Source organism: Parabacteroides goldsteinii (assembly GCF_020091425.1).
GTDB lineage: Bacteria > Bacteroidota > Bacteroidia > Bacteroidales > Tannerellaceae > Parabacteroides > Parabacteroides goldsteinii.
In genome coordinates this window covers 39338-59855 of the sequence record NZ_CP081906.1, presented here as the reverse complement: position 1 = coordinate 59855, position 20518 = coordinate 39338, and the positions used below count along the sequence as shown (strand labels likewise).

The following is a 20518-nucleotide window of genomic DNA, read 5'->3' as shown; positions in this document are numbered from 1 at the left end:
TTAAAATGTCACATTAATACCAAAATTCATCATCTTAGTAATCGGATAATTAAGCTCTGCACTTTGCTCCGGGTCAATTGCATCAGTTTTCATGGCCTTCCATGTCAATAGATTATTCCCGTTTACATAAACTCGTGTACTATTAATTCCGACTTTTTTCAAAAGTTTTTTAGGCAATGTATACCCCAGTTCTATATTCTTCAAACGCAGGAAAGAACGATCCATAATAAAGAAATCATTTGCCTTCTGGCTAGTTCCGGGTGAGGATGCCAAGGCTGGATATTTAATTTCTTCACCATTAGCATAACGTTCAGCAGTCCAAGCCTGCAAATGATAATCACTGTAGAAACCAACCAAACCGAACTCTGTAGCTCCCCAACCAGTATATACACGGGATGCTTTAGCTATACCGGAAAACAAAAATGAAAAATCAAAATTCTTCCAGTTTACAGAACCAGAAAAGCCATAAGTAATACGAGGTATATCACTATACTTGATCGGAGCCTGGTCCTTCTCATCAATTACACCATCTTCATTTATATCCACATAAAGAAAATCACCCAAACGAGGAGTTCCTCCTACCTGATAAGTAGCCAAAGCGTTGTCCAGTTCTTCTTGTGTATTAATATATCCATTACCATTACTATAGTCTATTTTATATCCGAAACACTGTCCTATACTGTAACCTGTACTTCTGTAACGATATGCATAATCAGCCGTTTTTTGTGCTTCATCCATAAAACGTTGGGTATTCTTATTATACGCGAAATTTCCCTTTACAGTAAATGACCAATCATCGTTTAATCGCTTATTGTAAGTTGCCTCCAACTCATATCCATGATTATCAATACGTCCCATATTGACTTTTGGCAGATTACCAAGTGCTACTCCCTGAATTTCAGGTACTGTACCACGAGATATCAAAACTCCTTCACGTTTTTCCTTAAAATAATCAAAAGTTAAAGACAGTTCATTAAACAACTGTATGTCAACTCCATAATTCTGTTTATAAGCAATTTCCCAACTTAAATTGGTATTTCCTAATTTCCCTTGTGAAATGGCTTGCCCACGTCCTAAAGAAGGAATAACTCCACCACCACTCGTAATGTTACTTATATACAAGAAACGTGTACTACCTAATTTATCATTACCCACTTTACCATAAGAAGCACGTAACTTCAAATTAGAAATAGTCTTATTATCTTTCAGGAAACTTTCATTACTAGCCACCCAACCTGCGGAAAAAGCAGGAAAAAAACCAAAACGATGTCCTTTTGCAAATTGCTCGGAACCGTTATATCCAATATTTACTTCAGCCAGATAACGAGAATCATATCCATAAGTAGCACGCGCTGAAACACCTAACATATTATAAGGTAAATCTGCTGCATATTCCTGCCAATTATCACGTTGAACCAGAGCCATCCCTGTGACATCATGCACTCCAAATTTCCGGGCATAATTCAATGAATACTGCATATTCATATAATAGTTGGTCGACATAGACTTTGAGAGAGAAATAGCATTATTTTCATTCGTTCTCACTTTTGTATAATAAGATTGGTCTTCCGCCGTTCTGGCAACCGACACACCATAAGCATCATACGATCGGACTCCCTGTAAAGTAGTCACAGCTTTTGAGTCAAAAGAAATCATAAATTTATTACTAAGTCCTTTCGTTATGAAATCTAATCCCCAATCCACGATTAACGATGAATTCAAATTAGTATTCGTTTCCTGCTGATACCCTCTACGGTTTATTTCCCCATAAGTATTGCGGTCCTGACCAGACTGATTAACAACCTCACCAGCCGGAACAGATGTTCCATCTATCAACGTATAACCCTCTTGAGTCAGTGGTCCCGGATCTGTCGGAGGTGTTCCCCAAATATAAGCCCTCATATTTTCAATCATAGCAGCGACACTTCCTCCAAAAAGAGTTTTTGTTTGTGGAGTATTTACCTTTTCCAAGTAAGAAGCCAGATTCAAAGAAAGCTTTAAATTTGAAAGTACTTTATAATCCAGGTTTGCACGAAAATTATAACGATCCGATTTATAACTCGGATCATATCCCAGATCCTTCTCCGATTCCGTGCGGAATTGGCCTCCTTGCCCCAAATAAGCAACATTCATGAAATAGCTCAATTTTTCTGTTCCTCCACTCAAATTCACGTTAACACGAGTTTGAGGAGCCCATTTTAAAAAAAATTCACTATATACATCCCTATCCGGATAAAATACAGGATCTTTACCAGACCTATACATATCGATCATATAATCGGTGTAAGGTAAATCCGCTTCAGAATATCCATCATTGCGAAACGCCTGATTACGTAACTCAGCAAATTCCCAGGAGTGAATACGATCTGCCTGGGCAGTAAATTGCTGCAAACTATAATCCGCAGAAATACTTAATTCTGTTTTTCCTACCTCACCACGACGTGTGGTAATCATTATAACACCATTAGCACCACGAACGCCAAATACTGCAGTAGCAGATGCATCCTTTAATATAGATACGGAAGCAATTTCATTCGGGTCTAACGTAGAAATATTATCACGTGGCACACCATCTATTAAAATAAGAGGATTTGCTCCATTTGTCGTACTGGCCCCACGTAAATAAAATGTAACATCATCTCCACCCGGTTGTCCGGATGTCTGCAAAGCGGTTAATCCCGGTAGACGTCCAGCCAAAGCGGTTGACAAATTCGCAGCAGAACTTTGTTTCAGTTCTTTCGTCTGTATTGCAGCGACTGCTCCGGTTACAGACACTTTCTTTTGGGAACCGTATCCAACCACTACTACTTCTTCCAGTGTTTCTGTATCTTCAAGCAATGTAATAGATACAGATTTCTGGCTCCCTGCCTTTATTGTTTGTGTCACATATCCAATATAGGATACACGCAACACAGACTGTGGAGTGACTTTAATGGAAAATTTACCATCTGCATCGGTAACAGTTCCGTTTGTAACACTTTCCATAATATTTACACCAATCAACGGGAAACCGTCTTTATCCAAGACAATACCTGTTAATAGCGAAGTTTGTTGTTGAACTCCTGCCTTTTCGTTTTTTTCCGGTATAACATTAGATTTTTCCGAATACCCATAGAAAGGGGTTAACAACAATGAGGTGATCAGCAAAGCTGATTTGCCTCCTAATTTTGTTAATCTGACATTTTTCATAAAAGATTAGCTTATTGTACATTATAGTAAGCAAGCTTAATAACAAAGTATATACACAATTATTCACGTGCATTTGAGAGATTCACAAGTTCTCATTTTTGACAAAATCAAGAATACTCATTTCAGAAACAGTTCAACATCTTTACTTCAATTTTTACCCTAAAATTCTTATGAAAGGGTAAAAGATTCAACAATTTTCGTTTACATATCGCAATAAAAGTTTGTATTATTATCATAATTAACCGAATTCTAGCCAAAGAATACTTCGGCAAAGACATAAAGATTTCACTACGGAGCAAAAACCATGTTTTTACTCCGTTCAAATGACGATTTAACAAAAAACAAATAGGATTTTTCAGGATAAAGAAGCTTATTTTTATCCTGTTTCTTTATATATAGGGATGGATGATTTACAAAGGATAGTCAAAATAGCACTTTTCAAAAGCACTAACCAAATACAAGATTTTATTATAGAATAATATAATTGACAAAAAGATTTGTCAATTATACAGGTTATAACCTGCGTTTTTTCGGTTTCATTAATCTGTTTCATCTGTTCTACACGGTATATATTTTTACTAATATCAAAGGAACAAATTCTTTTTTTATTAAATATTAAAAAAATGATTTTTCAAGTTTCATTTTTGACAAATACATCTGATATAAATATTTCTTATTTCAAATGCATTCCCAATTTCTATTTTTCCAACAAATAAATCAATATATCTCCGGGAGAGATTAATAAAGTAGCTGTATACGATTCAGCAGAAACAAGACTTCCGTCTTTTAATACACGTTTCACGGAGGGATCTGCATAAAAGGTAAGCTCCATTGTATCCATCAGACTTCTGTTTACAATAGCAAGATATTTCTTACCTCCATTTTCCAGCAATGAAATAATGGCTCCATATCCATGTGTATCCAAAACCTTCACCTTTTCAGGAAGAGTGGTCAAACGTGTCGTACCTCTCGGTATAACACTTCCTGTATGTCTGACCGACAAAACTTTTGCCCCCAAAAAGATTCCGGCAATTGATCTGATCTCGGCATTCATATCTTTCACCAAATCATAAACTTCCGTTCGCTTACCATCCAAACCAATCGGTCCGTGTTGATAATCATAAAAAGAATCACCAGCCGGTGTCCAATAAGTAAAATACTGTAACCCTTGGGCTCCATAAACCAGATTACTATATAGTTGTAACCGTAAAGAAGCGCGTGTCGGAACAGGATATGGTCCATGTTTGGTAGCAAGAGCAAACGCCCAGAAATCCTTACCGATTTTTCTTGCTTCATCTGAGAAATCTTCCAGATTTTCATACCATTCAGCTTTCAAAACATTATCTCCAAGAACCGGATAATGGTCGAAAGAAAGAAATGGTAGAGGAACCTCTTTATTAAAACGGGTAATATAATCACGATAATTCTGAACACCCAAAAACCTCAAATGCTCCTCACCTCCTGTCGGAAATAAGTTCAGATAGCAAAATTTGCGATTATCTACAGCTTGTATTCTTTTAGCCCAATCACCTAGCGCTGCAAAATCTGCAACAACAGGCTCATCCCGTAAAAAATAACCTGCAACCGCCGGATGTTCCATAAATTTCCGAACAGTTTTTTCTGGTTCTTTACGTAACTCAGGACAAGCTATTATTAGCTGCACACCTACTTTATGTGCGGCGTCAAGCGCTTTTTCCACTTCTTCCAAACTTGAATACTCACTAAAGTTTATAGTAAATCCTGCCTCTTTCAGTTCCTTGAAACGCTCAACGGTCGCTTCATTTGCCCTTATGCCATACCAGGCTACTATGGGTATCTGTGCCGATAAATCCAATCTTTCCTGTGCTTGTCCTATTCTTGTAAACAGTAACAATAAAAAGATCATTCCCAATACGAAATAATGTTTCATAAAATATTTTTTACTAATTATCCTTCTCATTTCAAACTAAGATCCAACCTTTTTCCTGCATAAACTGGTAAAATCATTAGGGTAAGACGATGGTCAGCCACCGAACAATTAATTTTTTTACCATTAAAACGGACTTCAGCTTTTTTCACATGTGCAGGAAGAGGTATGCTTATTTTACCCTCACCGGCAACATACATCTGATAGCGGGACATATCATTATCTACAGGCGAAAATGTTAAATCCACGGGGGTATCTGCAAATTTATAATGAGTTCCGTCAAGAGTAATTTCATTACACTGCTGTCCTGAAAATGCAATCAGCTGTTGACCGTCTAAACGAAAGCCTAAAGATAAACGTCCTACATATGATACCTCATGCCCGTTAATTTTTGCCTGTTTCAATTCTATCCGATCTGATGGAAGAGGATTTTCAAGCAATACTTTTTCATCATCTTCCTGATTTCTTGAGAAACCTCCAAACCAACTTTCAGCATGTGTACGATAATGTGCTACTACCATGGTTGTTGAATTCGGGAAAGAAGAAACAAAATATTCACCAGTCCTTGAAAGATACGACGGATTATCATTTACCACAAACTTTCCGGTAGAAGGATAAGCATTACAAGCATTTAGTATTTCAAACAAAGTACGGGTTTCATACCCCAGGCTTGCCGATTGGTCATCACGTGGACGGAAACCACAATAACAAGCAATTCCTCCATCAGGATATTTAAGCATTGTCCCAACCACTTTCTTGTCTGAATAAGCTATAATCTCCGCATTAGAAACGGGAGTTACCGGATAAATCCGGTCCACAATAAAATCTGTCAGGATTGACTGATCCGGAACATCAGACAAACTCCCGGAAAAATCAATCATTTTCCCGGATGCAATTTCCCCCATATAACAATCATGGTTATACTGAGCTCCAAACAGTTTCTGCCACTGCCTGGTACAATTTTCCCCACTTTTATCGATCAGAGGCGGAGTACTGAACCAGACAACCTTTCCACCAGCTTTAACAAAACGTTCCATCATATCCAGTAATCCTTTTTCCGGTAACGGCTCAAACATAACAACCAATGTTCCGTACTTTTTTTCTGCGACCTGGATATGTCCGTCCGATTGTACAGTTCCCATTTCAAGCAATTTATCAGTTGTCAGATAATTTGCATATCCATATTGCGTCATCCAACTTCCAAAACGCGGTTCCACAGCAACCAAATTCATCGGATAAAGAATCAACACTTCAGTATCGCGGTGCACATTTCCTGTCATTAAGCGGATTGGCTCACTCGGACTGGCACCATACGCATAATTTATAGCCATTTTACGTTCCAGAGCTTTATCCGGCATTCCCCAAGCTGCTGCATAGGCATTCGGATATTTATTGATAACACCTATGGATGCAGCCATTGCCGCCCCGTAATAATTACGGTCACTCCAACCACCTTCAGCAAAATCATTACCGGTCGGTTGCAGATATTCACTCCATTTAAAATAATCATAACAAGCAGCAGACGCCTGATGTACCGTATTACCCCAGATAAAATTGGATGTATATTCATATTTATAACGATTGCCATATAGTTTCTCACAATTCCAATAGTCTATCGTAGGACTCTGTGCCCATGATGCATGCGCCGACGTACTCAATTCATGCCCAAACAGCTTTTCACCATAATCTTTCGCATTTTTGAATAAGTTGACTACATCATCATTCAACATTCGATAATAACGGTCACGTAATAAAAATGTACGATGTATTGCATCCGGTGTTTCTCCCAAAACATATTGAATATTGACAACTGCATCAGTTGTAGGACGGAACATCGGAGCTCCGTACGCAAAATAGAGCATGTAGCGATCATCAAATTTCTGGTTATACTTCTCTTCATACCGACATGCCATATTTTTAGTCAGATAACGTTCTGCAAACTGACCTTCTTCGTGATGTCCAAAATAAAACCAATCTTGTTGAATATGCATTTCATCAGAATACAGGGAAGTCAGATTTACTTTTTTATCATGGTACTTCTTTAACAAGTTACTCAAGAAAGCCGGAGCTTCCGGATCAAAGTAATCCATTTCCTGAGTTTCATATTCTAACATAACCATAACCCGATCAAAACCTGCACATTGGATTCCATCACCATAGATACGTAAGCGCTTCATCGGAATTGTTCCCTGATCAGAGCCATTGATAGAATCAATCTCCTCATATTTCACATTTTCCAATAAAACAATATCATCCGGATTTACAGATCGCATAGATGTAGATACCACCTTTTCTTTAAAAGCATAAGCCTTTACACCTTTAAGTTTAACCGGAGTTTGTCCCTTATTATTCGTCCAAAACAACTGCTGCCACATCTGCAAGCTGAATTGTCCTGTACGGGGATTCCTCAATCCGACTTTATAAGCAAGCCAACGACCGCTGTTACCCGTTTGATTTTTATATGCCAAACCCAATTCAAGCGGACTAAGCAGGCTCAAACAAAGTCCCATATCCTGTTTAGAAACAAAATCGCTGACAACTTTTATTTTATCAACATATTCATCCATATCAGGAGTTAAATTTCGTTCCGTATTCTTATCTGTACGATATTGACGGAAAAATTCATCAAACGCAATAATCAGTTCTTTCGATCCATAACTCTTTCCTCGTTTACAAACATCACGAAGACTTTCCAAACGAGAATCATACCCCAACGAATTATCTATTTTTTTATCAGGATCTGTTAAATCGTTTAGTTGTTGATCACTTGTCAGAATAATTGTTTGTGCCTCAACAGGACTGGTTGTCAAGGAAATTCCCACAAACAAATTTAAAATCCATTTTACAATTGTGCTTTTCATAATTTAAAAATTTAATTAATTTGAATATTACACAACAAAAATAGGACTCCTTTATTTCTATCAATTCACAAATCTGACATTTATGCCTACAATATTGACACATGAATATTACAACAAATGTTATTCATATTTTGAAAAAAGTACGGTATGATCCGGAAATAATAGGATACTGGGTAAGTTTTTTACTAAATGGACATAAAAAAAGCCACCCTGTAACAGGATGGCTTTTTTTTTTCTATCTTGGGGGTGAACGATGGGACTCGAACCCACGACCCTCGGAACCACAATCCGATGCTCTAACCAACTGAGCTACGCTCACCATTTCAGTCTCGTTGAGTATTTCTCTTTAAGACGGTGCAAAGATAGATGTTTTTTCTGATTCCGCAAGCGTTTTCAAAGAAAATTATACAAATATTTTACTTGTAAATCGCTTTCTTCCCGGCTAACAGCGTGTTACGCATCAAAGAAATGATTGTCATAGGACCAACACCTCCCGGAACCGGAGTTATATAAGCACATTTAGGAGCGACTTCGTCGAACTTTACATCACCGGTCAGCTTATAACCGCTCTTGGTTACACTACTCGGCATACGGGTAGTACCAACATCAACAATCACGGCACCGTCTTTCACCATATCGGCTTTCAGGAATTCGGGAACACCCAAAGCTACAATGATAATGTCAGCGTTCAGGCACATTTCTTTCAGATTCTTTGAACGGCTGTGACAAACAGTTACCGTGCAGTTTCCCGGATAATTTTTCTGCATCATCAGGGTTGCCATCGGTTTACCGACAATATTGCTGCGTCCCAGGACTACGCAATGTTTGCCGCTTGTTTCGATTTCATAACGTTTCAGCAATTCCAGAATACCGGCCGGAGTGGCAGAAACAAAACAAGGAAGACCGATCGACATACGTCCCACGTTGATCGGATGGAATCCGTCAACATCTTTACGGTAATCGATCGCCTCAATAATCTTTTGCTCTGAAATATGTTTCGGAAGCGGAAGCTGCACAATGAAACCGTCTACATCCGGATCGTTGTTCAGTTCGTCTACCCGGCGAAGCAACTCTTCTTCGGTCACATCGTCCTCATAGCGAATCAGCGTCGATTTGAAACCGATTTCTTCACAAGTTTTTACTTTACTGGCCACGTAGGTTTCACTTCCTCCATCATGACCTACCAGAATAGCTGCCAAGTGGGGAATCTTACCTCCTGCAGCTTTGATCTGGGCGACTTCTTCCGCCATCTCTTTCTTCATCTGAGCAGAGACGGCTTTTCCGTCCAGTAATTGATAATGATTGTCTTCCATAATATATCTCTTTAGTTTTTATCTTCTAAACGATGGGAATTTCTTACTTCCCGGTTTGGCAGCGGTAAGCATGCGCATCATCTTACGGGTTTCATCAAACTGCTTGATTAGCTTGTTTACCTCCTGGATAGTCGTTCCGCTACCTTTGGCGATACGCTGACGGCGTGAACCGTTCAGGATAGCCGGATTAACACGTTCGTCCGGCGTCATGGAATAGATAATCGCTTCGATGCTCTTAAAGGCATTATCGTCGATATCGATATCTTTCAAGGCTTTACCAACACCCGGAATCATAGAAGCTAGTTCTTTCAGGTTACCCATCTTCTTGATCTGCTGGATTTGGGAAATGAAGTCGTTGAAGTCGAACTGGTTCTTAGCAATCTTCTTCTGCAAACGTTTTGCTTCTTCTTCATCGTATTGTTCCTGGGCACGTTCTACCAAAGAAACGATATCACCCATACCGAGGATACGGTCAGCCATACGTTCCGGGTGGAAAGTATCCAGTGCATCCATCTTCTCACCGGTTCCGACAAACTTGATCGGTTTATCGACTACCGTACGGATAGAAAGGGCGGCACCACCACGGGTATCACCATCCAGCTTAGTCAGAACTACGCCGTCGAAGTCAAGACGTTCGTTAAATTCTTTGGCTGTGTTCACCGCATCCTGTCCGGTCATAGAGTCGACAACGAACAATGTTTCGTCCGGTTGGATAGCACTTTTGATAGCGGCAATCTCTTTCATCATCTGCTCGTCGATCGCCAGACGACCGGCCGTATCGACAATCACTACATCGTTACCCTTGGCACGGGCTTCGCGGATAGCGTTCATCGCAATCTCTACCGGATTCTTGTTTTCCAGCTCCATATAAACAGGAACACCTACCTGCTCGCCGACAACACGCAACTGTTCGATAGCCGCCGGACGGTAAACGTCGCAGGCAGCCAGCAACGGCTTCTTGTTTCTTTTGGTTTTCAACATATTGGCCAGCTTTCCGGAGAAAGTGGTCTTACCGGAACCCTGTAAACCCGACATCAGGATAATAGCCGGATTTCCACTCAGGTTAATATCGATAGCCGTTCCTCCCATCAGGCTGGCAAGTTCGTCGTGAACGATCTTAACCATCAACTGGCTGGGTTTAACGGAAGTAAGTACATTTTGTCCTAACGCTTTTTCTTTTACCGTATCGGTAAATGACTTGGCTACTTTATAGTTTACGTCGGCATCAAGAAGGGCTTTGCGCACATCTTTCAGTGTTTCAGCCACATTAATCTCGGTGATCTTGCCTTCACCTTTCAGCAGTTTAAACGATCTGTCTAACCTTTCGCTTAAATTTTCAAACATATTCGTATGTGTATTTATTTTTTTCTTTCTAATTTCTAACGTAATAGGGTGCAAAGGTAAGAAAAAGGATGTAAACCTCTAAATCTTTTTATTCTGCCAAGCTGCTTTTTTCAAATAAATTACACTTGCCAGCAGCAGTCCGGTGTAATAAACAACTTCGGTCAGAAAACAAATAGCAACCGGAAGATGTAAACGCATCCCTGCCACATAGATAAACAATGTATAAAAGACAAGTGTCACCAACTCCATCGCAAAGGCAGAACGGGTATTTCCCGTACCTGTCACACCATTAAATACGATATTAGCGACAGCCGCTATCAGCAAGGCTCCGGCAATCACATAAAGCGAAGGTATCGAAGCATGTATCAAAGAGGCGTCATTCGTATAAACCGACAAGATAGCCGATGGGAAAATACAGGTGATAAAAACACATACAGCCACAATACCAAACGAGATATAAGAAAGCCGCCGGATAATCGGGATAACCTGGTCGGTATGCCCCGCACCAATGCTATTACTGACAAAAGAGTTGGTTGCCGTAGATAAAGAATTAACCGGAATCAACAGAACGATATACACACTGCGCACAATATTGGCAATCGCTAACTCCCGTTGCCCCAGATGCTCCACGGCTACAAAAAGCATGAAATAAGTGCTCAACGATATAAAATACTGTAACATGGTAAATATAGAAATACTTAACACCCGTTTCAGCAACCTGATATCAAACGACCGGAATTGATTCAATGCATATTTCTTTATATCCACCGTCAGACGGGTATAAACCAAAAAGAAAACAATCGACACCCCCTCTGCTATCACCGAGGCGATAGCCGCCCCTTTGATACCCATTTCAGGAAAACCACCTTTCCCGAATATCAGCAGGTAGTCGAGCAGCACATTCGTCAATGCCATCACAACAGCGTTCAAGGTCAATACCTTTGTCCGGGTTATACCGATAAACAGCGCCCGGAACATCACATTAACGAAAGAGAAAAAGAATCCGAACACACGCCAGTCGAGGAACTCTTCCGTTGCTCCCAAAATCGTATCGGAAGAAATCATGAACCGCATAATATCTTTAGCAAAGAGACGGGAGAAAGTAAACATCACAGCCGCCAGTGCCAACAGAAAAAACACCCCCTGTATCATGACCGGTCCTACATCACTGTACCGCCGTTCACCGTTTCTGCGGGCCATCACAATCTGAGACCCCGTACTGAATCCGAAAGCAATCGTAAACACACAAATATAATAGAGCCCACCCATCGCGGAGGCTCCCAGTTCAACTTCCCCTACCCTTCCCAGGAAAGCCGTGTCGGTCACATTAATAATGTTCTGCGCCAACAAACTCAGAAAAATAGGATAACTTACATTCCAGATTTGTTTGTTCGTATACATATTCTACTCTTATTATTTTCTAAAAGGGGAAACACAAGACCATAAAAAAAGCCCGCCGGCAACCGGCGAGCTTCTTTATTGTTGTTTAAAAACATTCTAAATGCTGCTACCGATGCTCTATATCAGTCTATTTGTTGCTGTATCGGGAAACACAACAGCCGGTTTAAATGTTTTGGCTTCTTCAAAATCCATCATGGCATACGACATGATAATGATGATATCGCCAGGCTGTGCCTTGCGGGCTGCTGCACCGTTCAGACAAATCACGCCCGAACCGCGTTCGCCTTTAATGATATACGTTTCAAAACGTTCACCGTTATTGTTGTTCACAATAGCCACCTTCTCATTGGCAATCAGGTTGGCGGCATCCAACAAATCTTCGTCGATAGTGATACTACCGATATAATTCAGATTAGCTTCCGTTACCGTCACCCGGTGAATCTTTGATTTAACTACCTCTATAAACATCGTTTTCTGTATAATTTGATTACCATTAAATGTCCCTCAAACGAAAGTAGGGTCTTTTGCATTTAAAATAAGGGACTTTTGTTTTCAAAATAAGGGACTTTTAAACTCAAAAGTCCTGACTTTTTTTCGAAAAGGTAATCACCTTATTTATCAGCTACTTATACTTTATATTATCAATCAGGCGAACTTCACCGCAATAGACCGTGATACAGCCGACTGCATAATCGGTATCCGACCAGTTTTTGATCGACTCCATGGTGTTTCCGTCTACGATTTCATAATATTCCACCCGCATAACAGGGTCGGCATTAATCGTATTCACAACATAATCAATAACCTCCTGTACGCTTTTTCCGGCTGCAAAGTTAGTACTTTCTTTTAACGTACGTGCTATTAACGGTGCTTTTTGACGTTGTTCCGGTGTTAAACGAACGTTACGACTGCTTAAAGCCAACCCGTCGTCCTCACGCAAAATCGGGCAGGCGTTAATCTTTACAGGGATATTCAACTGTTTTACCATCGCACGGATCACTGCGATCTGCTGGAAGTCTTTTTCTCCGAAGTAGGCATTATCCGGCTCTACGGCATAAAACAGCTTGCTGACAATCTGGGCCACCCCGTTAAAATGTCCCGGACGGCGCGCCCCTTCCATCACGGCCGATACTGTTCCGAAATCAAATATGCGGGTATCCGGTTCAGGATACATCTCCGCCTCTGTCGGAGCAAAAACATAATCACAACCGGCCGGCTCCAATAATGCACAGTCCTTATCCAACGTGCGGGGATAAGTCGCCAAATCATTTTTGTCGTTAAACTGGGTCGGATTTACGAAAACGCTGACAACGCACACATCGTTTTCTTCCACGCAACGCTTAACCAGGCTCAGGTGTCCGTTGTGTAATGCTCCCATGGTGGGAACAAAGCCTATTTGCTTGTTATGCTGCCTTTCTTCGGCAAGATAACGCTTCAATTCTTGAATGCTGTTTACTATTTTCATCTTTTTAGATGCTTATTGACGGTGCAAAGCAAATAAATAATTACGGTAAATGAAAGAAATTTATTATCTTTGTGCCGTCTTTATAAAACTAGTTTACAGAATGGATGCAAAAAAAATCTTGTTTATAGCTCAAGAAATAACACCCTACCTTCCCGAATCTGAGATTGCAACAATATGCAGGAATCTGCCGCAAGGCATTCAGGAGCGTGGTCGCGAAATCAGAACTTTCATGCCTAAATTCGGAAATATCAACGAGCGACGCAATCAGTTGCACGAAGTGATCCGCCTGTCGGGTATGAACCTTATCATTGATGATACGGATCATCCGCTAATCATTAAGGTAGCATCCATTCAGGCCGCACGCATGCAGGTGTACTTCATTGATAATGAAGACTTCTTCCAGCGTAAACATACTGTCAGCGATGAAGAGGGAAATGAATACGAAGATAACGACGACCGTTCGATCTTCTATGTACGTGGAGTACTGGAAACAGTGAAGAAACTTCGCTGGATACCGGATGTGATCCACTGCCACGGATGGATATCTGCACTGACTGCATTATACATAAAAAGAATGTATGCAGACGATCCATGTCTTAAAAATGCAAAAATAGTCTATTCTATTTATAATGATGATTTTAAAACACCGTTAAGAAAAGAACTGGCTCAGAAACTGAAAACAGACGGAGCCAAAGACAGCGACCTGAAAGGTATTAAGGCTGATACCAGCTTTGTCGGCTTGACGAAACTGGCTATCGATATGGCTGACGGTGTGATACAAGGTAGTGAAACGATCAACCAGGATGTACTGGACTATATTGCAACCAAGAAAGATACTCCGTTCCTTCCTTATCAGTCGCCGGAAACTTATATGGATGCATTCAACGAATTTTACGATGTCGTATTAGATTCTAAATAAGTGAGAGAAAATGATGAAGATCAAGCCTTTATTAATTGGCCTGGGCTTAGGAGTAACAATCCTGAGTGGGTGTAGTGATGATTTGAATCTGGTTGGCTCGACAATTCAGCCTGACGGAGACAAAATGCCCGTATATGTAGATACTTTCCAGATGCAAGCGACAACTTTGCTGATGGATTCGGTATATGCAAGAACTACTAATGGACTTCTCGGGGAGTTCTATGATCCGTTGTATGGTAACGTAAAATCTGATTACATCTGCCAGTTTTACTGCCCGGATGACTTCAAATTTAAGCATGAACCTATTAATGGACAGATTGACTCTATCGATTTTAAAATCATGTATCAGAACGGTGCCTGGGTAGGTGATTCTTTAGCACCTATGCGTGCCCAGATATATTTGGTAGACAAAGAACTGGAAAGAGATTTTTATACGAACTTCGATCCGTTGGAGTATTGTGACATGCAGAATTCATTGGGCATGCAAACATATACTGCATATGATAATTCTGTGCCTGACAGCATTCGTAATGCCATTGATTCTAATGGTGATCGCACTTATATTCCGACCGTTACAATCCGGATGCCTAAGGAGTTCGGTCAGAAGTTCTACGATGAATCAATCAAAAATCCAAGTACTTTCAGCAGCCAGGAGAACTTTAATAAATTCTTCCCCGGATTGTATATAACAAATACATATGGTAGCGGTAATATTCTGCAAATTACCTATTCAACTTTCTCGATCTACTATAAGTACAGTTTGAAAGGCAGCCAGGGTCAGGATTCCACCGCATATTCCAATGAAACGTTCAATGTAACCAAAGAAGTATTGCAATTGAACCGTTTCAAAAATACAGATTTGACTTCGTTGTTAGAGGAAAATGATTCAATTGCTTATCTGAAAACACCGGCAGGTGTATATACACAATTAACAATTCCTGCCCAGGATATAGTTGAAAGAATCGGAGACCGTGTTATCAACAATATACCTCTGACAATAAAAGCACTGCCGCAGGAAAACTGGCAATGGGCTCTTTCTGCTCCTTCAAATTTACTGTTGCTGCCTAAAGATTCTTTGGCTACTTTCTTTGTGAATAATAAGATAGAAGATAAAAAAACATCATTCCTTGCTAGTTACAGTACTAGTAGTCGATCTTATTCGTATGATAATATCTCCAATCTGATGCAGGAACATATAAAGAATAATCCTGACAAGGATATGGTATTGCTTTTGGTTCCGGTTGAACGTCTTACAGGTCAATCAAACAGCTATTACGGACAATCTCAACCATACACCACTGCTATAAACAACTATTTACTTCCTTCCGGAGTCAAGTTGCTCAAAACAAAAGAAGCGACAAAAATTGTCATAACGACAACGGAATATAAGTAATAATTTTAAATTCATAAAAAAAGCGGATAATCAAAAAAATTATCCGCTTTTTTTATGAAAGACTATTGTTTCTTTTTCGCTGCTTTCTTTTTCAACTTATCGACTTCTTTCTGAAGTGTCTCAATCTCAATACCCTGATTCTTAATTGTAGTCAATAATGAATTTAATTCTTCATTATCCACATCAATTGGGTACAAAGCATTCACACGACTAATAAAATCTCCCAGGATATTCATATAGTTTGTAAATGCATCATAAGGAGAATCATAGATACCACGATTCAACCATATCCCCGTATTCTTTGTAGTCATGAAACGGAAATTATTACTTGCCTGCAAATAATCCCAGTCTTGCTTGATACGACGGTCATCACACAAATGAACACGTTCTGCCACACTATAAAGCTTATTGAATGCTTCACGCTGCATCACATTACCCAACCAACAACTGATATCTCTTTCTTCATCTATCCACGACATCGGATAAGGGACATCAACCTGATCCACTGATTTCAATTTAGTCACAATATCTGTCGGTGTAGAGAACGTAATACCTCTTTCTTTTGCACAAGCAGGCAATGCTTTGATAAAACTCAAGATATTAGAAGATAACGGTTGGGCAATTCCCAAAGCCCCAAGTTCCATAAATATATTGATAACCTGCTCTTCTTCAGGAAATGCAGCAATCCAATCCATATACTTATCAGCAAACAATGGATACTCACTCCAACTTGAATTAGAAAAACGCAAACTAATATCATCCGACAATTTGAAATCACGAAGCAACAACTTCAGATTCGGGTTATATGCACAATGATATAAATAATGAGCGCTTTTCCAACCTAAAACATGCTTAGCACCTTCCGTCAACATACCTTTAAATCCCATGCTGGCAACCAAAGCACCGATTTCATTCGAATAGATCAAGCTTGAATTACGGAACACTTTCGGAGTTTGTCCGAATACCTGTTTGATCTTTTTCTTCATACGGTCTACCTCTTCCCGGAAACACTCTTCATTAGCCAATGAAGACAAACCGTGCGAATAAGGTTCACACAAGAACTCACAGCAACCGGTATCATTCAACTGATGCAACAGTTCGATCACTCTGGGGGCATATACCTCCAATTGCTCCATGGCCACACCAGAGATTGAAAATGCAACTTTAAATGCCCCACCATTCTCTTTTGCCATTTCAAGCAATGTTGTCAGAGCAGGAATATACGAACGTGCTGCAATATCACTGATACTGCGTTCATTTTCATAATCATCATAGTAGTAATGATCGGTACCTATATCAAAGCAGCGATAACGTTTCAGATGAATGATTTGATGTATTTCAAAATAAAGACAGATTGTTTTCATATCTAGTTATTGTTTTATTATTTACCGTAATTCTTTAAAACTTCCTCATAAAGTGCCCGGATTCGCAAACCGACTTTTTCCCACGTAATGCCGTCAACCTCCTTCTTTCCTTCTTCCTGAAGGTATTTGAAAAGAGATTCATTCGTACAAAGAGAATAAATAGCATCGGCCATTGCATTGATATCCCAATAATCTGTTTTGATCACTTTATCAAGAATTTCACCGCATCCGGACTGCTTTGAGATAATAGAAGGCGTTCCGCACTGCATCGCTTCCAACGGAGCAATACCGAATGGCTCGGAAACGGAAGGCATCACGAACACATCACTGTTTTTATATGCTTCATACACCTGGCGGCCACGTTGAAAACCCGGAAAATGGAAACGATCGGCAATACCGCGCTCAGCGGCCAAATTGATCATGGCATTCAACATATCACCTGAACCCGCCATTACGAAACGGATATTGCGTGAGCGTTTCAATACCAAAGCTGCCGCTTCTACAAAATATTCCGGTCCTTTCTGCATCGTGATACGTCCAAGGAACGTAACCACTTTTTCTTTCGGATGCTCCGGACGAGGTATATCCAGCAACTCCTGCGAAAGCGGATAAACGGCATTGTGCATAGCAAAACATTTACGGGGATCCTGATGATATTCACGGATAACTGTCTGACGAGTCAGTTCCGATACACACATGATACAATCAGCATGATCCATACCGTTCTTCTCCATCGCATACACGGTTGGATTCACCTTTCCACGTGAACGGTCGAAATCAGTCGCATGAACATGGATACATAATGGTTTTCCACTTACCAGCTTCGCATGTACGCCTGCCGGATAAGTCAGCCAGTCATGCGCATGAATTATATCGAACTGCTGTTGCCGAGCTATAACTCCGGCTATAATAGAAAAATTATTGATCTCATCATGAAGATTACCCGGATATCCTCCGGCAAATTCCATACATCCCAAATCATTGACATGCATATGAGAAAAGTCGGCATAAATATGATCGCGAAAAGCATAATACTGCTCCGGCGTCATATAATGAGGCAACCGCGACTTGACATAGTTATAATCGACATCACGCCACACGATCGGCACTTGATTCATACCGATGATATTCAAAAAACCTTCTTCTTCCCCGGTCGGCTTCGGAAGACAGAAAGTCGTTTCTACATCTCCCTGCAAACTCAATCCTTTTGTAATCCCATAGGATGCTACAGCAAGACCACCATATATTTTGGGAGGAAATTCCCATCCAAACATTAATACTTTCATATTGGCTCCTCCTATTAATAATTGTATTTACTCAATAAATATAACACTCGCAATATTTCTGCCACATTCATAGCAAAAGAAACAGCACCGCGTCCTTTGAAAGGAGGATTTCCATCAAACAGTTCAGAAATAGATCCGATACAGTGAGAAGACATCTCATCTTCATAACCGATCAAATAGCGTTCAATAAAACCCAAGGCACTCATTTTATAAATACGAAGATAAGCTTCGAAATAAAAACCTGCCAACCATGGCCATGCAGTACCTTGATGATAGGCATAATCGCGCTGAATCTGAGGCCCTACATAATTCGGATTATAACCTCCGCTCTTCGGGCTCAACGAACGAAGACCTTTTGGCGTAAGTAATTCTTTCGTTACAATATCAAGTACTCCTTTTTTCTGGCTGGCATTCAAAGGAGAATAATCCAAAGCTACGGCAAATATCATATTAGGACGGACACTCCAGTCCATCATATTTCCATCTACATAATCTAACAAATAACCGTACTCGTTCAAAAATGTTTCGAGAAACGACTTACCGCTTCTTTCAGCCAAAACAGATAAATCAGTACTTAATTGTTCATTTCCTGCCTCACCTAGCAATTCGCCTACAAAACATAGGGCATTATACCACAAAGTATTAATTTCTACAACAAAACCAGTCCGAGGTATTACCGGTCGCCCATTAGCTGTAGAGTTCATCCATGTAACAGCCTTCTCTGTTCCGCGAGTATACAACAAACCGTTGTCAAGTAAAGACAGATTAGGATGTTTATTACTGCAAATAAATGCCATGATATCCTCCAACAATACACCATATTTCTCACGACATGCATCGCGTGACACCATCTTAGCATACTGCTGGATACACCACACAGCCCAAAGTAAAATATCGGGATGATCCATTTCATAAACCCGTAGGTGGCTCGGTTCATTATTCATGAAAGCATACAAAGCTTTACGGGCTGTTTCCATCACAAGCTCAAATTTGGACTTTTCGTTGATAGCCAGCGTCAGTCCCGGCAAGGATATAAACATGTCGCGGGCACGGCACTTAAACCAGGGATAACCGGCCAGAATATAAAACTCGTCACCCTGCTTATTCAGAAATTGATGAGCAGCATTGATCAGACAATGTTTAAATGTATCACGCGGAGTACGCTCTTCCATTTCTTCTTCAAACGTCTTTTTCAACGCACGTGTACCCGTCTCGGAAACACCTCCGGAGAAAACAATGCTTTCACCTTTTTTGATATCTACTTCAAAATACCCGGGAACATAAAGGTCTTCATTGAAATCATACCCTCTCTCCTGTTCTTTCGGATATTCGATACCACGATACCAGTCCGGTTGAAAATGGAACTCATTCTTTTTATTTAACTGCATGTACAATTCGGGATATCCCGGATACATACATGTCTTAATACCGTTTGTGACAACCTGATACTCACGACTAGCCTGTGAATTCTCATGGGTATATTCACGTACACTACGAAAAGCTAAAAACGGACGCAAACGCAAGGTTGTAGCAGAATGCGCATCCAACAATGTATACCGAATCAAAATCCGGTTTTCATGATGAACAAAAAGCTTTTCTTTTTTCAAAACAACTCCACCTACTCTGTAGATTGTTGTCGGTACTTTCTCACATTCAAATTCACGGATGTATTTATGCCCGTTCGGACTATAGTTATCACCCTGATACTTATGGAGACCTAAATTAAATTCAGCCCCATGCTGTATAACCGTTTCATCCAACGATGATAGCAACACATGGTTTTCATCATCTAGTTCTGGCACCGGAATGACAAGTAATCCATGATACTTTCGCGTATTACAATCCGCGATAGTTGTACAGTGATAGGCTCCCGAACGATTCGTACGAAGAATCTCCCTTGGTAGAGACTCCTCCAGGTTTGTCATAAGAGTCTTGTCAAATTTAAGATAACTCATAATTTTATATTTGGTTTTAAGTTTATGCTTATATAATGAAAATGATATGATATACAGACCAAATGTATCACTTAAAAACAAAAAAAACAAATCAGCTTTCATATTTATTTAGAAACTAACTT

At 40.1% G+C, this 20518-nt stretch carries 13 protein-coding genes and 1 tRNA gene; 2 read left to right on the top strand and 12 right to left on the bottom strand.

Annotated features, from left to right (window positions below):
- The 9 genes from K6V26_RS01035 to panC all read right to left on the bottom strand — a co-directional run bounded on the left by K6V26_RS01035 (window position 1) and on the right by panC (window position 13479).
- Window positions 1-3189, bottom strand: a complete 3189-nt coding sequence (locus K6V26_RS01035; protein WP_007654075.1) for a SusC/RagA family TonB-linked outer membrane protein — start codon at window positions 3187-3189, stop codon at window positions 1-3.
- 697 nt (window positions 3190-3886) lie between these two features.
- Window positions 3887-5098, bottom strand: coding sequence for a hypothetical protein (locus K6V26_RS01030; RefSeq protein WP_007654077.1), 1212 nt, complete (start codon window positions 5096-5098; stop codon window positions 3887-3889).
- Between the two features lie 26 nt (window positions 5099-5124).
- Window positions 5125-7956 (bottom strand): hypothetical protein, encoded by a 2832-nt coding sequence (locus K6V26_RS01025; protein ID WP_007654082.1) that lies wholly within the window; start codon window positions 7954-7956, stop codon window positions 5125-5127.
- A gap of 241 nt (window positions 7957-8197) precedes the next feature.
- A tRNA-His gene (locus K6V26_RS01020) sits at window positions 8198-8276 on the bottom strand.
- Between the two features lie 96 nt (window positions 8277-8372).
- Window positions 8373-9269, bottom strand: a complete 897-nt coding sequence (gene folD / locus K6V26_RS01015; protein ID WP_007654087.1) for a bifunctional methylenetetrahydrofolate dehydrogenase/methenyltetrahydrofolate cyclohydrolase FolD — start codon at window positions 9267-9269, stop codon at window positions 8373-8375.
- 18 nt (window positions 9270-9287) lie between these two features.
- On the bottom strand, window positions 9288-10613 hold the full coding sequence (gene ffh, locus K6V26_RS01010; protein WP_007654088.1) for a signal recognition particle protein: 1326 nt from the start codon (window positions 10611-10613) through the stop codon (window positions 9288-9290).
- 78 nt (window positions 10614-10691) lie between these two features.
- Window positions 10692-12014 carry an MATE family efflux transporter gene (locus K6V26_RS01005; RefSeq protein WP_224264411.1) on the bottom strand — a complete coding sequence of 441 codons (1323 nt, stop codon included), beginning with the start codon at window positions 12012-12014 and terminating at the stop codon, window positions 10692-10694.
- Window positions 12015-12131: 117 nt separating this feature from the next.
- On the bottom strand, window positions 12132-12482 hold the full coding sequence (panD, locus tag K6V26_RS01000) for an aspartate 1-decarboxylase (protein ID WP_007654090.1): 351 nt from the start codon (window positions 12480-12482) through the stop codon (window positions 12132-12134).
- 154 nt (window positions 12483-12636) lie between these two features.
- Window positions 12637-13479, bottom strand: coding sequence for a pantoate--beta-alanine ligase (panC, locus tag K6V26_RS00995; protein WP_224264410.1), 843 nt, complete (start codon window positions 13477-13479; stop codon window positions 12637-12639).
- 100 nt (window positions 13480-13579) lie between these two features.
- Here panC and K6V26_RS00990 point away from each other — a divergent pair, with 100 nt between their 5' ends.
- Together K6V26_RS00990 and K6V26_RS00985 are read left to right on the top strand one after the other, a co-directional pair.
- A complete protein-coding gene (locus K6V26_RS00990) occupies window positions 13580-14398 on the top strand; it encodes a glycogen/starch synthase (RefSeq protein WP_044215231.1) in 819 nt (272 codons plus the stop codon).
- Window positions 14399-14411: 13 nt separating this feature from the next.
- Window positions 14412-15791, top strand: a complete 1380-nt coding sequence (locus tag K6V26_RS00985) for a DUF4270 domain-containing protein (protein ID WP_044245836.1) — start codon at window positions 14412-14414, stop codon at window positions 15789-15791.
- A gap of 62 nt (window positions 15792-15853) precedes the next feature.
- Here the strand turns inward: K6V26_RS00985 and K6V26_RS00980 are convergent, their stop codons facing one another.
- Genes K6V26_RS00980 through K6V26_RS00970 form a run of 3 tightly spaced genes read right to left on the bottom strand, consistent with a single transcriptional unit; the run spans window position 15854 to window position 20396 of the window.
- Complete coding sequence (locus tag K6V26_RS00980; protein ID WP_007654094.1) at window positions 15854-17155, bottom strand: glycoside hydrolase family 57 protein; 1302 nt, start codon at window positions 17153-17155, stop codon at window positions 15854-15856.
- Between the two features lie 17 nt (window positions 17156-17172).
- Window positions 17173-18441, bottom strand: coding sequence for a glycosyltransferase family 4 protein (locus K6V26_RS00975; RefSeq protein ID WP_010800450.1), 1269 nt, complete (start codon window positions 18439-18441; stop codon window positions 17173-17175).
- 14 nt (window positions 18442-18455) lie between these two features.
- Window positions 18456-20396 carry a glycogen debranching enzyme N-terminal domain-containing protein gene (locus tag K6V26_RS00970; protein ID WP_224264409.1) on the bottom strand — a complete coding sequence of 647 codons (1941 nt, stop codon included), beginning with the start codon at window positions 20394-20396 and terminating at the stop codon, window positions 18456-18458.
- Window positions 20397-20518 lie beyond the last annotated feature (122 nt).

Coding starts and splice junctions, on each gene's coding strand:
- K6V26_RS00980 (WP_007654094.1), bottom strand. CDS start 17,155: ATGAAAACAATCTGTCTTTATTTTGAAATACATCAAATCATTCATCTG.
- K6V26_RS00970 (WP_224264409.1), bottom strand. CDS start 20,396: ATGAGTTATCTTAAATTTGACAAGACTCTTATGACAAACCTGGAGGAG.
- panD (WP_007654090.1), bottom strand. CDS start 12,482: ATGTTTATAGAGGTAGTTAAATCAAAGATTCACCGGGTGACGGTAACG.
- K6V26_RS01030 (WP_007654077.1), bottom strand. CDS start 5,098: ATGAAACATTATTTCGTATTGGGAATGATCTTTTTATTGTTACTGTTT.
- K6V26_RS01005 (WP_224264411.1), bottom strand. CDS start 12,014: ATGTATACGAACAAACAAATCTGGAATGTAAGTTATCCTATTTTTCTG.
- K6V26_RS00990 (WP_044215231.1), top strand. CDS start 13,580: ATGGATGCAAAAAAAATCTTGTTTATAGCTCAAGAAATAACACCCTAC.
- K6V26_RS01025 (WP_007654082.1), bottom strand. CDS start 7,956: ATGAAAAGCACAATTGTAAAATGGATTTTAAATTTGTTTGTGGGAATT.
- folD (WP_007654087.1), bottom strand. CDS start 9,269: ATGGAAGACAATCATTATCAATTACTGGACGGAAAAGCCGTCTCTGCT.
- panC (WP_224264410.1), bottom strand. CDS start 13,479: ATGAAAATAGTAAACAGCATTCAAGAATTGAAGCGTTATCTTGCCGAA.
- ffh (WP_007654088.1), bottom strand. CDS start 10,613: ATGTTTGAAAATTTAAGCGAAAGGTTAGACAGATCGTTTAAACTGCTG.
- K6V26_RS00975 (WP_010800450.1), bottom strand. CDS start 18,441: ATGAAAGTATTAATGTTTGGATGGGAATTTCCTCCCAAAATATATGGT.
- K6V26_RS01035 (WP_007654075.1), bottom strand. CDS start 3,189: ATGAAAAATGTCAGATTAACAAAATTAGGAGGCAAATCAGCTTTGCTG.
- K6V26_RS00985 (WP_044245836.1), top strand. CDS start 14,412: ATGAAGATCAAGCCTTTATTAATTGGCCTGGGCTTAGGAGTAACAATC.